Below are 15,440 nucleotides of genomic sequence, written 5' to 3'. Positions count from 1 at the left end.
ATTTTTACATAGTAGGAGGAATCACATCATCAATGATTACAATGGATGATATTATTCGCGAAGGCAACCCAACTTTGCGGGAAGTAGCAAAAGAAGTCCCCTTTCCATTAAGTGAAGCGGACATTCAATTAGGGAAAGACATGATGGAGTTTCTAGAAAATAGCCAAGACCCAGTGAAAGCCGAAGAATTGAATTTACGAGGCGGAGTCGGTTTAGCAGCACCTCAACTAGATATTTCTAAAAGAATCACTGCTGTTTTAGTTCCTAGTAGCGATCCTGAAAATCCAGAACCTGAATTTAAAGATGTGTTGTACAATCCTAAAATCTTAAGCCACTCCGTACAAGAGGCATGTTTAGGTGAAGGCGAAGGCTGTCTGTCTGTAGACCGGGAAGTACCAGGCTATGTCGTACGTCACGCCCGAATCACGATCAGCTATTATGACATGCAAGGCAAGAAGCAAAAAGTTCGTTTGAAGAACTATGCAGCTATCGTCGTGCAACATGAAATCGACCATTTGAATGGTGTCATGTTCTATGATCACATCAATGAAAAAAATCCTTTCTCATTAAAAGAAGGAGTTTTAGTGATCGATTAACGATTAGCAAACAAGAGCGCACTCCCAAGTGGGAATGCGCTCTTGTTTACTTTAGTCGTCATTCATTAGGATTAATTTCCCTTTGCCAAGCTGGCTTGATGGTCCGCTTTGATTTGAGACAACAATTCTGGCTTTTGATAAAGATCTAATGCAGTCAATGCGAGTAATTCCGCTGCGATCGCAATCGAGTTCAGTCCTTTGGTACTACGAGCAGCCGCTTTAAATTCCTCGGAGTGACCAGCAATGTATTCATCCGAAATTGAGACAGTTGGCTGGATCGTGGGGATCACTTGGCTGACGTTTCCTACATCTGAAGAGCCTAAACTTGCTTTTGTTTCCACATCGATCTCTGCTTGGGGAACGCCAACTTCCTGAGTATGGGCAAAGAATAGTTCATCAAAACTTGGTGTTACGATCACATCGTCGACTGAATTCTGGAAGAGTCCAAATTCATAAGTCGTTCCTGTTGCTAAAGCTGCTCCTTTAACGATATTCTCCACTTTCTCATAGACTTCATCTAGTGTCGCCCGATTGGCTGCTCGTAAATAAAAACGTCCAGCTGCATATTCTGGAACAACATTCGCTGCCACACCACCATCAGTGATCACGCCATGAATGTTGACATCTTTCGGCAAATGAAGACGCAACCCATTGATCCCATTAAAAACTTGGATCAATGCCTCTAACGCATTAATGCCTTTCTCTGGTGCCGCTGCCGCATGGGATGCCCGACCATAAAATTTGATATCGACAGGATCATTAGCCAAAGATGCGGTGGTTTTGCCATAGCGATAAGCTGGATGCACGCACAATGCAGCATCGACATCCTCAAAAAAACCTTCACGCACAAAACTGCCCTTTGCTGAGCCATTTTCGCCCCCCTCTTCACCAGGAGTACCATAAACGCGGATTTCTCCTCCTAGTTCATCTACATAAGGTTGCAACGCACTAGCAGCCAATACAGAATAAGTTCCAAAGAGATTGTGCCCACAGGCATGACCGATGCCGGGCAGCGCATCATATTCTGCCAAAAAAGCTAATGTTGGTCCAGGTTTGCCGCTTTGATAACGGGCATCGAACCCTGTACGATGACCAGCCACTTCTTTTTCCACGGTGAATCCTTCTTTTTCTAATTGGGCAATCAGCGCATCTGCAGAATAAAATTCATAGTTGCTGACTTCTGGATGATCATGAATATCCAAAGCTAGTTCTTGGTATTCCGGTAAGCGTTGTGCGATAAATTCTTTAATAGAAGTTTTTACAGTTGTTGTCATATGATTTTCTCTCCCTTTAATATGGATAAATAAGTATGAATAGTCAGTGGTCTCACAGCTCCTGCCTCAGAAAGGTAGGCATTCTTGCTATACTCTTCTTTACTTCGCGCCAAATGTCTCCCAGGCTGGAACGCTAGAACCTTTCGATGTTTCTTCGATAACTTTCTTTGTTTCGTCCGTTTGATAAGCAGCAACAACTTTTTGATACACTTCGTTGTCTTGATCTTCTTTACGCGCAGCAATGATGTTCACGTATGGGCGAGCCGTTTCATCTACAGGCTCTAAGAAGATCGCATCTTCTGTCGGAACAAAGCCAGCATCCACAGCCATTCCGCTATTGATTACTGAAATATCAACATCTGATAATGCGCGGGCAGTTTGGGCAGCATCTAACTCAGAGATTTTCAACTTTTGATTGTTTTCAGTGATATCCGAAACGGTCGGCGTCTGGCCTGCTGCTTCATCAACTTTGATCAAGCCAGCGCTTTGTAGTAACAACAACGCACGGCCGCCATTGGTGACGTCATTTGGAATTGCTACTGTCGCGCCTTCTTTCAATTCCTTGATATCTTTCACCTTGTCTGAATAAATCCCTAGCGGCGCATTGACTGTATTGCCGATAGAAACAAGATCCGTTCCAAACTCTTTATTGTAATTGTCTAAAAAGAACTGGTGTTGAAAAGAATTTATATCGATAGAACCATCTGCCAACGACGCATTCGGTTGATTATAATCAGAAAATTGAACATATTCTAAGTTGATACCTTCATCTTTCAAACGATCTTTGACATCATCCCAAACATCCGTGTCGGCACCGATCACTCCAAGTTTGACGGTTACTTCTTTCTCTTTTGTTCCAGCATTGCTATTGCTGCACCCAGTAATAAATAATAATGCCGCACCTACCACGATTGCTTTAAGTAATTTTTTCATTTTCTTCCTCCAATAGTTTCTACTTAATTTTATTTGTTTTTTTTGTCCTTTTTAGTGGCTGACTTTTTTAACCAACAGATTGCTGACAAATTGACTAAAAAAGACCAAAATTAAAATGATCAGTGTCGCCATGATGGTGACGTCGTTTTGGAAACGATTATAGCCGCGAGTGATCGCCAAGTTCCCTAAACCGCCAGCACCAACTGCACCAGCCATTGCGGTCAGTCCAATCACATTGATGATCGTTAAAGCAGAGACGCGAATGATCCCAGCCAACCCTTCGGGTAAATAGACCCGCACAATAATTCCCAATGGACTGGTTCCCATTGCTTCTGCCGCTTCAATAACCCCAGGATCAACTTCTAATAGGGCAATTTCGATTTGACGAGCAAAGAAAGGAATGATCCCTGCAATCAATGGAACCAAAGCAGCTGTTTCCCCAATCGTTGTTCCTACGATCAAACGAGTCGTCGTTCCTAACAAAGCCAATAGGATAATAAAAGGAATGGAACGTACGATGTTGATGATTTTATCCAAAAGTTCAAATAATCCGCGGCTTTCCAAAATACCTCCTGGTCGGGTCACGACAAGAACAATGCCCAAAATGATTCCTAAAATCCCTGCAATCAGTGCTGTCCAAAAGGTCATGTATAATGTTTGGATCGTTGCTTCTACAAATTCATCAGAGATAGCAACGACATTGGGAAAATACCGTTCAAAAAAAGTGCTCATCTAAAATCCTCCTTCAATCACGTTATTCAATGGTTCCGCGTGATTTTGCTTAATGATATTCGTGTAAACACCTTGATCCGCGAGAAAATCTAATGCTCGTTTACGCTGCCCATATTCCCCTGATAAACTAACGATCAAACTACCGATGGGAACATCTTGCAGAATCTCTACGTTTCCGTAGAGGATATTCGTCGTAACTTGATAACGACTAAACAATTGTGCGATCAATGGTTCATTGGTCTGATCCCCAACATAAGACAGTTCCACCAGCCATTCGTTGGCAGCCAATGAGGAGAATTTCGCACTGCCGAGAATCGTTTCCAGCGCTTGATCAATATGAGTAGCAGTCCGAATAAAGTCTTTTGTCAGCGGTTTTGCCGGCTGGCTAAAAATTTGAACACTCTTTCCTTGTTCAATGATCTCGCCATTTTCCATTACAGCGACTTTATTACAGATTTCTTTCACCACTTGCATCTCATGAGTGATAATGACGATCGTCAACCCTAATTTACGATTGAGTTTTTTCAATAATGCAAGTATCTGTAATGTTGTCTTAGGATCAAGTGCGCTAGTCGCCTCATCGCAGAGCAAGATCTCTGGGTCGTTGGCTAATGCTCGTGCGATGGCGACTCGCTGCTTTTGTCCCCCTGAAAGTTGACTAGGAAACGACCTTGCCTTTTCTTCCAGTCCAACCAAGGACAGCAATTCTGTCACTTTTTGACGACGTTCCTGTTTGGAGATTCCTGCATATTTCAAGGAAAAATCCACGTTGTCAAAGACATTCCGGCTATCCATCAAATTGAAATGCTGAAAGATCATTCCGATCGTTTTCCTTTTTTCTCTTAATGCTTTAGCCGGTAATGCGGTCAATTCAGTCTGATTGACTACGACACTCCCTGACGTTGGCCGCTGCAATAAATTGATTACGCGTACCAGGGTACTTTTACCCGCGCCGGAATAGCCGACGATCCCATAAACATCGCCTTTATCTACTTCTAGTGACACATTTTTGACCGCTTGGATCGTCTCCTTGTTTGGTTGTGTAAATGTCACCGATACATCCTTTAATGAAATCATTTTTTTCCTCCTTATTATCGCCGATTGATTAACTAGTTGATTTTTTGGGGATGATCAACTACGCTTCCTCCGGTCACCTACTACTGCTCATCATCTGCTCGTCTACTCTATGCTTCGCCTACAGTTGCTTCTAAGCTGACGCTAAGAAGAACTTGCATGGTCTTTGACCAATCGCAGTGATTCGGGGTGAGGTTACTACGCTCCCTCCGGTCGCCTAGTACTGTTCATCATCTGCTCGGGTCTTTGACCAATCGCAGTGATTCACAGCAAAAAGGCGTCCTCAAGCAAGCCATAACTGGCTTGCTTGAGGACGCCTTTTTGCGTGTTACCACCTCAGTTTAAGCTATATTCACATATAGCTCCTCTTCGAGTACGATCATACTCTAGCAAGATAACGGATGCTGCCGTCGCCGCCTTGCATCATTGCTCGGGACGAATCACTCCTTGGCCATTTTCCAAAATTCGTTTCCTGCTTCTTTTCAGCTACCGAAGCTCTCTGTTTAGGAACATTCCTTTTGTACTTACCAATTCATCGTGTTGACTCTATTTTTTTATGCCGCTTTTTATTTTCAAAGATCGATGAAAACAAAAAAAGTCCTTTTACCAGCATCTGCTGATAAAAGGACGATCACTCGTGTTACCACCTTTTGTTCAGAAGGTTTCCCTTCCCTCAACCCAACGTCTATCAAGAAAATTCCATCAAGTGATTGGTGCTCCTTTTAACGGTAGAGCAGATTCCGTGATTGCCTACTTATCGACAATCAATCCTCCAAGGCCATTTTTCAACGTTTCAGACTTAACTCTTTCCACCAACCAGAGTCTCTCTTTAAAGTATCTACGATTACTTTCCTTATCAACGGATAGTTATTCTTGTTGAAATGTACTTTACCGGAAAAAGGATACCTTGTCAATCAGAAAACTATTTTTTTCAGAATTTTTTGGCAATGCTAGAATCTGGGCATAGCGATCTTGCCAGATCCGCTCATACCAATGAATGATTTCAGCAGCTGACCAGCCTTCGGATGCATAAGTAGTCGTTGCTTGCTGATACAACACATTCTGATACCCTAATCCATGGGCAAATTTGATCGTGCCATCCATACAAAATTCAGTTTGCGCACCGATCCATTCGATGCTGCGAACATGGTGCTTTGTCAACAAGGACTGTAAGGAGGTATTGAAAAAGCTATTCGCATGAGTCTTGCGCAAAAACAAGTCGGTTGCTTGCACAGCCAAATCTGGATGTAAGAGCCATTCATCTGTTTGGTAGCCGAGTTCTTCTTCCTCATGCTGCACAAATAAAACGGGGCGTTGTGCATGACGGTAAGTTTGGATCCGCTGGTTGGCAAACAACAGCAGCGAATCGAGATGATCCAGTTTGGTGCCATTGTTTGAACACACGCCTTTTTGTAAATCAACGATGATCAGAATATCTTGCATCCACTTCTCCTTTAGTTTTGGTATAAGATTCCTTTATCAGCCAACAATTGCTTTGCTTGCTCTAACTCTGCTGCTTCTTGGTAGCGTAACGTATGGAGATGGATCCCATTGGTCAAATCAGAAAGCAGGCGGGCTTGTGAATGCTGGTATTTCCGCATAAAGTCTGCGACATCTTGTTCCGTTTTGATCCGCAGATTCCCTGTTAATTCCCCATAAATCTCATGCTCAACGATCACATCAATCACTTCGATTCCGCAAGAGACAAATGTCAACAATTCTTCTTCTGTTTGTTCCGGACGGTGTTGCACAGCAAGTTTGCTGACATGACCTGTCTCACTTGCAGCTTCTAAGCGGTAACCGCGAGCGGTAGCCACGATAGCCTCTCCTGCTGCTCGCAACAAGGCAATGTCACCAACGATGATTTGGCGGCTGACACCTAACTTACCCGCTAATTTACTAGCACTGATCGGTTTCTCGGCGGTCTGCAACTGCTTGATGATTGCTTCCCGTCGTGTTGCTCCATCCATCATTATCCCTCCAATTGATTCTTTTGATAAGTGCGAGAATGTTCCATGATCGACTCAAAGGTTACGACAATCGTTTCTTCGAAGGCTTTATTGGAAACGGACTGGCGAACATTGTTCAAAACAGCTTCTTCCCGAGATTCATCCAGAACTGCTGTCTGTTTCTGTTTTTTCCATTGGACGATTTCACTGACTGCTGTCATGCGTTTTTCTAATAATTCTGTCAGTTCTCGATCAATCGCATCGATCGTCTCCCGTTGATGATCGATAGCAGCAACGACTTCTGTCGTGCTTTTAGTTGCGGGAACGACATCTTTTGCGATCTCTTCGATGGTTTCACCAGATTCAATGGTTTTGATGATCCGAGCTGGATTTCCAGCGATCACCACGTTATCAGGGAACGATTTAGTCACGACACTTCCCGCACCAACGACCACGTTATCGCCTAAGCGAACACCTGGAAGGATAACTGCACCGCCACCGATCCAAGCATTGTCGCCAACTGTAATTGGTGCGCCATACTCAAGGCCACTATTACGCTTGACTGGATGCAATGGATGAGAAGCTGTAAAGAGACGAACATTTGGTGCTAGCATACAGTTATCACCAAAGGTAATGGGACAAACATCTAAAAAGATACAATCATAATTGGCATAGAAATTTTTTCCAACTGAAATATTATAGCCGTAATCAAAGCGGACATTCGGTTCGATATAGATACGGCCAGCCACTTGACCAAATGTCTCTTTTAGCAGTTGTTCTTTGATCATCGGTTCGGATTCCCGATTGATCAAGTGCATTTGTTCTCTGGCAAATTTGCGATCGGCAACTAATTCTGGATCTGGTGAAAAATACAATTCACCAGCAATCATTTTTTCTTTTTCTGTACGTTCTGTCATAATGTGCCTCCATACTCCTTTTCAATTTTAGTGTGAGAGTTTTGCAAAAACTGTTTCCCCACTTGCTAAAACTTGAGGAGTCGTATTTTGTTCAAGCATTGTTTGGTTGATGATCAAGCAATTCTGGCTATTTTGATACTGCAACAAACCAGCAAAAGGATAGACTTGTAATGAGGTGCCTACCACGACCACTAGCTGTGCATTGGCCACAGCGTTGATAGCTGCAGTAATTGTTTCTTCGCTGAAACCTTCTTCATACAAGACGATCGCTGGACGAATCTGTCCACCGCAATCGGCATGATGCCAGTCTGTCAAATAGGTTTGCCAAGGAACTTCTGCACCGCATTGACGGCAGTAACAGCGGTAAAGGGTTCCGTGGAAATCAATACGCTGCTGACTCCCCGCCTGTTGATGGAGGCCATCAATGTTTTGCGAGACTACCCAAACGTTCCGTTCTTGAGCGAACTCTGCCATCGTCTGATGGATCACATTGGGCTTTGCTTCAGGATAGTAGAGATGTTTGACAAATTGATAAAATTTATCCGGCTCTCTGACCATACAAGTATGACTCAACAGATATTCTGGCGCTTCAATGCCATGATAAATCCCTTTCAAAGAGCGGTAATCCGGAATACCGGAAGGGGTTGAAACGCCCGCTCCTGTCAAAAAAGTGATAGACTCGGCAGCTTGAATCTTTTCGACAGCTGTTTCAATCGATACTAACATTTTGCTGAACTCCTTCCGTGATTGTTCTACTTTTTAATAGTATACCTAATTTCCCCATTTTTTATAACCATCATCCGCGATTTTTCACAAACCTTCCCTTGAAAAAGCCTCAACAGGAAGGAAATCTTCACTTGGAATTTTCAGCTCATTTCATTGATTCTTTCATGACATTCTACAAAAAACGTGGTAAACTATTCACGAATCAAAGTGAGGTGAAATACATTGGTAGCATCTATTATTTATTGGGCAATGATCATCATCAGTTTCGGCTGGTTGGCAGTTAGCTTATACTTCTCTATTTTCTATTTATCTCGTAAAGAAAATGGAAATCTATGGGCGTTTGCTTTCTTAAATGTCATCACAGCAATCATTCAAGCACTCGTTCTATTGGTTTATCGTACATTAGGTCAAGACTGGGGCGTTACACAATACTCAAGTCTCATTTATTTAGCTCTAGGCTTATTACTAGGTCTGACAGTTATTCAAGCTGTCTTAGGCCGCGAACCAAAAGCCAAAGTTGCTTAAAGTAGCCGAAAGTAAAGAAAAGCAGTTCCCTTTTCCAAAGAAAAGAGACTGCTTTTTTTGTTGAAAAGAATTGACAAATCCACCTTTTTCTTCTACACTCGATTAAGTATCATAATCAAATACGAGTATCCTTTAACATTTAGGTAGAGGTCGCGAGGTTCATTAATCCTGCTGAGTGAAGCAACACGTCAAAAGCAGAGCTAGGGAACATCGCCGAAACAAACTGATTCTTGCTTGAATTATTTTGTTGGGACGCAAGTGAACAACTTGCGTACTGTCTTAGCTTGGCTAAGTTGCGCTATGTTTTGTGAAAGGTTTGTCGACGAAATTGTCAACAGCCGTTTTCCAATCATGGAGTACGGCTGTTTTTTTGTTACCTTTGCCTGTCTGTAGTGCCACTCGTGAAAGGAAAGAGAAAATGAAGAAAATGAATTGGTTTTGGGCATTTTTCGCCCTCTGTTTCACACTTGTCAATGTATCGATGACTGCTCATGCAGATGATCAAACTCCAGCTGATCAGTTTCGAGTGGGGATGGAAGCGGGTTATGCCCCTTTCAACTGGACCCAAACCACCGATGCCCATGGAGCGGTACCTATTTCTGGCGAGAAAGGGTCTGCCTATGCTGGCGGTTATGACGTTCAAATCGCGAAGAAAATCGCTGATGGTCTTGGCAAAGAATTAGTGATCGTCAAAACACAATGGGATGGCCTGGCACCTGCATTACAATCAGGGACCATTGATGCGGTAATCGCTGGGATGTCCCCTACAGCCGAACGACGGGAACAAATCGATTTTACCGATCCTTACTACGAATCGAACTTAGTCGTTGTCGTTCAAAAAGATGGTAAATTCGCAAATGCGAAAAGTTTAGCTGATTTGACAGGTGCAAAAATCACCGCCCAATTAAATACATTCCATTACACAGTGATCGATCAAATTCCAGAAGTACAAAAAGAACAAGCCATGAAAGATTTTTCTTCCATGCGCGTCGCGTTGGCTTCAGGCATCATTGACGGGTACGTCAGCGAACGTCCTGAAGGCGTCACTGCTACAGGGGCAAATCCTGATCTGAAGATGATCGAATTTGCCGAAGGTCAAGGTTTTGAAACCAACCCAGAGGATGTCCAAGTTGCCGTTGGTATGCGCAAAGGTGACCCCGATGTCCAAAAGGTCAACGAGATTCTAGCGACGATCCCTCAAAGTGAACGCACGAAACTCATGGATGCGGCTATCGAAGAGCAGCCTGCGGACACCAGCGGAGATTCAGCGAATCAAGGTCTGCTGGCCGATTTCAAAAAAATCATCGATGACTATGGTTCTCTATTTTTACGAGGGGCAGGATTGACGCTTTTCATTGCGATCGTTTCTACTGTCGTCGGATTATTGATTGGTCTATTAGTCGGTGTCTTTCGGACGCTGCCAGCTGCTGAAAATCCTGTAAGTCGCTTTTTCCAAAAATTGATCAATGCATTATTGACGATCTATATTGAAGTTTTCCGTGGCACACCAATGATGGTACAAGCTATGGTCATTTTTTATGGGACTGCTCTAGCATTTGGTGTTTCCATGAATCGTACGATTGCGGCATTATTGATCGTTTCTATCAATACAGGAGCCTATATGTCTGAAATCGTCCGTGGCGGGATCTTTGCAGTGGATGATGGTCAATTTGAAGCAGCACAAGCAATTGGAATGACTCACTGGCAAACGATGTTCAAAGTTGTCTTGCCACAAGTTATGCGAAATATCTTACCAGCAACAGGTAACGAAATCATCATCAATATCAAAGATACTGCCGTGTTGAGCGTAATCAGTGTCGCCGATCTTTTCTTCCAAGGAACATCGGCTGCCGGAACAAATTATCAATACTTCCAAACATTTGCGATCATCGGTGCAATCTATCTCGTTTTGACAATCTCTGCGACTCAAATTTTACGTTTTGTTGAACGCAAAATGGATGGTCCTAGTTCTTATGTCAAACTAGAAGATATCAACCCAGAATAAGGAGGAAGACAGATGTCAGCAATTATCGAAATCGATCATTTAAAGAAAAGTTTTGGCGACAATGTCGTTTTGAAAGACATTAGTCTTTCGGTCAATAAAGGTGAAGTCGTAACGATTATCGGCTCCTCCGGTTCAGGGAAATCCACACTGCTTCGGTGTATCAATCTTTTAGAAAAGCCAACCAGTGGAAAAATCATTTATATGGGCGAAAATGTCCTAGAAAAAGGATACAGCTTACCAAACTATCGGACTCATTTAGGGATGGTGTTCCAGTCCTTCAACCTTTTTAATAACATGGATGTTCTGGAAAATTGTGTCACGGGCCAAGTCACTGTTCTAAAAAGAAATCGCGCCGAAGCAGAAAAAATTGCTCGGGAGAATTTGGAAAAAGTCGGCATGAGCCGCTACGTCAAAGCAAAACCGGCTCAATTATCTGGTGGACAAAAGCAACGGGTAGCCATTGCCCGGGCATTGTCAATGGATCCTGATGTGATGTTATTCGATGAACCAACTTCAGCTCTTGATCCAGAGATGGTCGGAGAAGTTTTGAAAACGATGAATGCGTTAGCTCATACTGGGCTGACTATGGTCATCGTGACCCATGAGATGGGCTTTGCTAAAGAAGTCTCTGACCGAGTGATCTTCATGGACAAAGGTGTGATCGCTGAAGAAGGCACACCAGAAGAAATCTTTATCCATCCAAAAGAACAGCGGACGAAAGAATTTCTATCGCGGGTACTTAATTGATCCTGTGCTGAACTAGGGTACAAGTTGCAGACAAAATGATTTAGACGAACAGTCAGTGCCTTCCTGTCTTACAAGAGGGCATTGCTTGTCCTTACCGAATCATCTTCTTGTCGCTTGTTCCCTGGTTTCTTTTTTTGGCCTTGGTCAACTAAGAGTTGCTATTTGATCATTTTTTTGTTATTTTTTTTAAAACTAGAGAACTATAGGAGTAAGTTGATATGAAGAAAAAGTTACGTATTCAAGACTATTTGTATGTTGGTTCTATGTTGTTTGGTCTATTTTTTGGTGCGGGAAATTTGATTTTCCCAGTGCATATGGGACAAGAAGCTGGTAGTAATGTAGCCCTTGCCAATTTAGGTTTCTTAGTGACCGGAATTGGGTTACCATTCTTAGGCGTTATCGCATTTGGTCTTTCCCAAAGTACGGGTGTCTTCGAATTAGCTTCACGGATCAACCGCCGTTATGCCATTATTTTCACTGTGTTGCTTTATTTAGTGATTGGTCCTTTTTTTGCACTCCCTCGGTTAGCCACAACTTCCTTTGAGATCGGACTTGTACCCTTTGTTTCCCAAGATCTCCAAGCACCCTTGTTGGCCGTATTTTCACTATTATTCTTTGGGGCTGCGTGGTGGTTCTCACGCAAGCCTAGTAAGATATTGGATTACGTAGGAAAATTCTTGAATCCCCTCTTTTTGGTATTGCTTGGCTTACTTTTAGTCTTTGCTTTTACGCAGCCAATGGGTACAATCCAAGAGGCGCCTGTTTCTCCGCTTTACCAAGAACACGCCTTCTTCACCGGCTTCACAAATGGGTACAATACGTTGGATGCACTAGCCTCATTAGCCTTTGGCATCATTATTGTGACTGCGATCCGTAACATGGGTATCACGAAACCTTCCGAAATCGCGAAAGATACGATTCTTTCTGGCTCTATCAGTATCTTTCTGATGGGGATCATCTACACATTGCTTTCCTACATGGGAGCGATGAGCCTAGGAAAATTTGCGATCAGTGCCAATGGTGGGATCGCTTTAGCACAAGTAGCCAACCATTACTTAGGCCGCTCTGGAAGTCTGCTCTTAGCATTGATCGTCATTTTAGCTTGTTTGAAAACTGCGATCGGATTGATCACCGCATTTGCCGAAACCTTTGCAGAATTGTTTCCTGCAAGAAGCTACTTGTTTTTCAGTGCTGTTGCCAGCATTCTACCGGCGATCTTTGCAAATATCGGTCTGACGAAAATCATTGAGTTTTCAACTCCTGTTCTGATGTTTGTCTATCCGCTGGCCATTACATTGATTTTGTTGGCGATTATTAGTCCATTGTTCCAGCATCGTGCCAGTGTGTACCGTATGACCACTTATTTCACCCTGGTGGCAGCCGTTATTGACGGATTAAATGCTTGCCCGGCATTGATTAGAGACACTGCTGTCGTTCAGCAGTTATTGAAATTTGCAGAGCAATACTTGCCGTTCTTCAAAATCGGCATGGGTTGGCTGGCACCTGCAATCATCGGTTTCATCATAGGTCTCGTTTGGGCTTGGTGCAAAAAAGAACCGAAATCCGTCAAAAATCATTAATTCAAAAAAAATGACCTACCATTTTTGAAAGGTAGGCCATTTTTTTTGATAAAAGACTGACAGTTGAAACAAAAACAGGTACAATAGACCCATTAAAGGAGGATATTTATGTTTTACGAAGAACTTATGATGGATCCGCAAACGTTGATCAAATTTAAATTATTCCGGCGCATGCTTACTTTACAAAATCCAAATCATCCAATCGCGCAATTAGCCAAAGAAATGGACTTGAGCTATCAGCAAACATTCATTGAGTTGACTGAGATCGATCAAGATTTACACGAGTTGACCCCGGATCACTTGTCAATACTTGGACGTGGTGGCAAGCTGCAGCCCCAAAATATTGCGGCAACGATTGATGAGTACCGGTTTTATCTTTTGAACAAGAGCGTACCATTCTTATATGTTCTTTATATGCTGAATGAAGAAAATCCTACCATTACGGATTTTTGCAAGAAATATGATGTCAGCCGTTCAACAGTATCCCGAAAATTCGAACATCTAAAAAACCATTTGAAGCAGTTTCAATTGCGTTTTACTTATACAGAATCGAATCTCGTTGGCGACGAGCGCTTAGTGCGTCTTTCCTTATTCAATATCATTTGGTTAGGCGTCCGGGGGATCAAATGGCCTTTTGCCGTTTCTGAGTCTGATGCAGAAGCTTTCGTCGATGAGTTTGCTAGCTATTTTCCTATCTCTCGTTCTTATCTAGGGAAGCTAGAGTTAAAATATTTTGCTGCGTTGGTCCTTTTACGCATTAGAAAAGCGAATTTTGCAAAATACGACCGCCGTTATAATTTTTTGATGAAAAACAATCGCTATTATGATTTCAATCGCTTGCGTACCACGTTGACTGCCGATACTGAATTAACAGAAAAACAGCTTAAAGGAGAATCAAGTTTTATCTATTTGCTCTCCCAAATGCTACCCTTCTACTTGTCTGAGGAAGATCCTTCCTTGCAACAAACATTGACATTCTATACGACTAAACAGAATCCGATCTATCCGTTAGTTTTTGATTTCCTTGCCCAAATGAAACAGACCTATTTTGCTGGACAGCAGGAACTTTTAGATGATCCTATCTTGATTGGTAATCTAATCAATGCGACCTTTGGCAACTACGTCTTTCGACAACCGTTTCCTAATATTTACCGGCTGCTCACCCTTTCCATGGGACATGGTCTGCCACAGGAACAATTGCATCAGCATATCGATCAATTCTTTACCGACTATCGCTCTTCCAATAATGTAGACTATATCAATGACACCAATCAAGAACAGTTAGCAGCGATGTTTACTCACGTCTTGTTACCATTCTATGATAAGATCCGCTACGCCAATCGGCTGCATGTCGGTGTCGTTTTGGAAGACAACTTTTTACTTGTCCAATCCTTGAATCAATTTCTGCAAGATCTGACCTTTGTGCAAGCGGATCCTTATGATCCGCAATTGAAGGAACCCTATGATTTAGTGATTAGTTCCAATCAATTGATGAAAAAAATGAACCCAACGATGGCAACTTATCTATGGGATTATGCAGCTGCTGATGCTCAATACATCGATCTTTATCGTACGTTGAAAAAATACTTCAATGAAAAAAATCAGCACGTGTAACCGAATCGTTATCTTTTCTTAAGAACTTCCGAAAACTTTTGTCACAGAATATTCATATTTAGTTAGTATAGTATAAGCATACCAACAAACAACCCTAACACTTTTTCATTTTTAACTCCTTCCCGCCGGCCACCCACCGGCGGGTAATTTTTTGTCTCTTTTTCTCTAGAAAGCAATCTTTAAAACTTTCCAAGCTTTTCTCCACAAAAAATTCACATTTGCCGACTATAGTATAAGCATACCAACAAACAACCCTAACTAACACTTTTCATTTTTAACTCCTAGCCTGTCAGCCACCCACTGACAGGCTCCTTTTTTTGTAAAATTCCTTTCTGTAGTACAATCAATACAAAAAGGGGAGCTTTATGACAAACACCATTGAAACGGTTGATCAGTATATTGCTGGCTTTCCGGATCATTCCACTGTATTGCAGGAGGTCCGAAATTTGATCAAAACAGTCCTGCCGGATGCCGAAGAGCGGATTCGTTATCAGATGCCAACCTATTTCCAAACAGAGAATATCGTCCACTTTGCCTGTGCAAAAGAGCACATAGGATTTTATCCAACACCCTCTGCCATTCTTGCTTTTGAAAAAGAATGGCAGTCTTATAAGACCAGTAAAGGAACAATCCGTTTTTCGTTTACAGAACCTATTCCTTATGATTTGATTGCTCGAATAACCGCTTGGCGTTTGCAAGAAGTTTTAGCGAAAACAACTACCGATTAACTAAAAAAGTGTAACAAAAAAGTCTGTGAGTGTAATAAAA

Annotated in this window: 15 protein-coding genes, 1 riboswitch and 2 other annotated features; of the genes, 7 read left to right on the top strand and 8 right to left on the bottom strand. The window is 42.4% G+C overall.

Annotated features, from left to right (window positions below; genetic code table 11):
• Positions 1-32 precede the first annotated feature (32 nt).
• The gene (gene def, locus HED61_RS04890) at positions 33-596 is read left to right on the top strand and encodes a peptide deformylase (RefSeq protein ID WP_219645203.1); all 564 of its coding nucleotides are present in this window, start codon (positions 33-35) and stop codon (positions 594-596) included.
• A 71-nt stretch (positions 597-667) separates the two neighbouring features.
• On the opposite strand, the gene HED61_RS04885 is transcribed toward def, so the two are convergent.
• From HED61_RS04885 to HED61_RS04850, 8 genes are all read right to left on the bottom strand, one after another.
• Positions 668-1,870 (bottom strand): M20 family metallopeptidase, encoded by a 1,203-nt coding sequence (locus HED61_RS04885; protein ID WP_003128138.1) that lies wholly within the window; start codon positions 1,868-1,870, stop codon positions 668-670.
• 99 nt (positions 1,871-1,969) lie between these two features.
• On the bottom strand, positions 1,970-2,803 hold the full coding sequence (locus HED61_RS04880) for a MetQ/NlpA family ABC transporter substrate-binding protein (RefSeq protein WP_219645204.1): 834 nt from the start codon (positions 2,801-2,803) through the stop codon (positions 1,970-1,972).
• Between the two features lie 51 nt (positions 2,804-2,854).
• Positions 2,855-3,535 (bottom strand): methionine ABC transporter permease, encoded by a 681-nt coding sequence (locus tag HED61_RS04875; protein ID WP_003128135.1) that lies wholly within the window; start codon positions 3,533-3,535, stop codon positions 2,855-2,857.
• Positions 3,536-4,612: a methionine ABC transporter ATP-binding protein gene (locus tag HED61_RS04870; RefSeq protein ID WP_005470105.1), complete on the bottom strand. Its 1,077-nt coding sequence runs from the start codon at positions 4,610-4,612 to the stop codon at positions 3,536-3,538.
• Positions 4,613-4,915: 303 nt separating this feature from the next.
• Positions 4,916-5,154: a binding site (T-box leader), on the bottom strand.
• Positions 5,155-5,229: 75 nt separating this feature from the next.
• Positions 5,230-5,478, bottom strand: a binding site (T-box leader).
• Positions 5,479-5,497: 19 nt separating this feature from the next.
• The gene (locus tag HED61_RS04865; protein WP_060813228.1) at positions 5,498-6,052 is read right to left on the bottom strand and encodes an isochorismatase family protein; all 555 of its coding nucleotides are present in this window, start codon (positions 6,050-6,052) and stop codon (positions 5,498-5,500) included.
• Between the two features lie 11 nt (positions 6,053-6,063).
• On the bottom strand, positions 6,064-6,582 hold the full coding sequence (locus HED61_RS04860; RefSeq protein WP_003128132.1) for a transcription repressor NadR: 519 nt from the start codon (positions 6,580-6,582) through the stop codon (positions 6,064-6,066).
• Positions 6,582-7,475 (bottom strand): chorismate mutase, encoded by an 894-nt coding sequence (locus tag HED61_RS04855; RefSeq protein ID WP_219645205.1) that lies wholly within the window; start codon positions 7,473-7,475, stop codon positions 6,582-6,584. Before HED61_RS04855 ends, HED61_RS04860 begins: the two co-directional genes overlap by 1 nt.
• A 27-nt stretch (positions 7,476-7,502) precedes the next feature.
• Positions 7,503-8,201, bottom strand: a complete 699-nt coding sequence (locus tag HED61_RS04850) for an NAD-dependent protein deacylase (RefSeq protein WP_219645206.1) — start codon at positions 8,199-8,201, stop codon at positions 7,503-7,505.
• 222 nt (positions 8,202-8,423) lie between these two features.
• Here HED61_RS04850 and HED61_RS04845 point away from each other — a divergent pair, with 222 nt between their 5' ends.
• From HED61_RS04845 to HED61_RS04820, 6 genes are all read left to right on the top strand, one after another.
• Complete coding sequence (locus HED61_RS04845; protein ID WP_003128127.1) at positions 8,424-8,726, top strand: hypothetical protein; 303 nt, start codon at positions 8,424-8,426, stop codon at positions 8,724-8,726.
• A 136-nt stretch (positions 8,727-8,862) separates the two neighbouring features.
• Positions 8,863-9,035, top strand: a riboswitch (Lysine riboswitch).
• A 109-nt stretch (positions 9,036-9,144) separates the two neighbouring features.
• Positions 9,145-10,731 carry an ABC transporter permease subunit gene (locus HED61_RS04840; RefSeq protein ID WP_003128126.1) on the top strand — a complete coding sequence of 529 codons (1,587 nt, stop codon included), beginning with the start codon at positions 9,145-9,147 and terminating at the stop codon, positions 10,729-10,731.
• Between the two features lie 12 nt (positions 10,732-10,743).
• Positions 10,744-11,478: an amino acid ABC transporter ATP-binding protein gene (locus tag HED61_RS04835; RefSeq protein ID WP_003128125.1), complete on the top strand. Its 735-nt coding sequence runs from the start codon at positions 10,744-10,746 to the stop codon at positions 11,476-11,478.
• 218 nt (positions 11,479-11,696) lie between these two features.
• The gene (gene brnQ / locus HED61_RS04830) at positions 11,697-13,058 is read left to right on the top strand and encodes a branched-chain amino acid transport system II carrier protein (protein WP_003128124.1); all 1,362 of its coding nucleotides are present in this window, start codon (positions 11,697-11,699) and stop codon (positions 13,056-13,058) included.
• Between the two features lie 108 nt (positions 13,059-13,166).
• The gene (locus HED61_RS04825) at positions 13,167-14,672 is read left to right on the top strand and encodes a helix-turn-helix domain-containing protein (RefSeq protein ID WP_003128122.1); all 1,506 of its coding nucleotides are present in this window, start codon (positions 13,167-13,169) and stop codon (positions 14,670-14,672) included.
• Positions 14,673-15,037: 365 nt separating this feature from the next.
• A complete protein-coding gene (locus tag HED61_RS04820; RefSeq protein WP_003128121.1) occupies positions 15,038-15,400 on the top strand; it encodes an iron chaperone in 363 nt (120 codons plus the stop codon).
• Positions 15,401-15,440 lie beyond the last annotated feature (40 nt).

Origin of the sequence: Enterococcus gallinarum (genome assembly GCF_021496385.1) — a bacterium.
Taxonomy (GTDB): Bacteria; Bacillota; Bacilli; order Lactobacillales; family Enterococcaceae; genus Enterococcus_D; species Enterococcus_D gallinarum.
Note: the sequence above shows the minus strand (reverse complement) of the source record. Positions and strands in the feature narration are given on the sequence as shown.

Coding starts and splice junctions, on each gene's coding strand:
- def (WP_219645203.1), top strand. CDS start 33: ATGATTACAATGGATGATATTATTCGCGAAGGCAACCCAACTTTGCGG.
- HED61_RS04885 (WP_003128138.1), bottom strand. CDS start 1,870: ATGACAACAACTGTAAAAACTTCTATTAAAGAATTTATCGCACAACGC.
- HED61_RS04880 (WP_219645204.1), bottom strand. CDS start 2,803: ATGAAAAAATTACTTAAAGCAATCGTGGTAGGTGCGGCATTATTATTT.
- HED61_RS04875 (WP_003128135.1), bottom strand. CDS start 3,535: ATGAGCACTTTTTTTGAACGGTATTTTCCCAATGTCGTTGCTATCTCT.
- HED61_RS04870 (WP_005470105.1), bottom strand. CDS start 4,612: ATGATTTCATTAAAGGATGTATCGGTGACATTTACACAACCAAACAAG.
- HED61_RS04865 (WP_060813228.1), bottom strand. CDS start 6,052: ATGCAAGATATTCTGATCATCGTTGATTTACAAAAAGGCGTGTGTTCA.
- HED61_RS04860 (WP_003128132.1), bottom strand. CDS start 6,582: ATGATGGATGGAGCAACACGACGGGAAGCAATCATCAAGCAGTTGCAG.
- HED61_RS04855 (WP_219645205.1), bottom strand. CDS start 7,475: ATGACAGAACGTACAGAAAAAGAAAAAATGATTGCTGGTGAATTGTAT.
- HED61_RS04850 (WP_219645206.1), bottom strand. CDS start 8,201: ATGTTAGTATCGATTGAAACAGCTGTCGAAAAGATTCAAGCTGCCGAG.
- HED61_RS04840 (WP_003128126.1), top strand. CDS start 9,145: ATGAAGAAAATGAATTGGTTTTGGGCATTTTTCGCCCTCTGTTTCACA.
- HED61_RS04835 (WP_003128125.1), top strand. CDS start 10,744: ATGTCAGCAATTATCGAAATCGATCATTTAAAGAAAAGTTTTGGCGAC.
- brnQ (WP_003128124.1), top strand. CDS start 11,697: ATGAAGAAAAAGTTACGTATTCAAGACTATTTGTATGTTGGTTCTATG.
- HED61_RS04825 (WP_003128122.1), top strand. CDS start 13,167: ATGTTTTACGAAGAACTTATGATGGATCCGCAAACGTTGATCAAATTT.
- HED61_RS04820 (WP_003128121.1), top strand. CDS start 15,038: ATGACAAACACCATTGAAACGGTTGATCAGTATATTGCTGGCTTTCCG.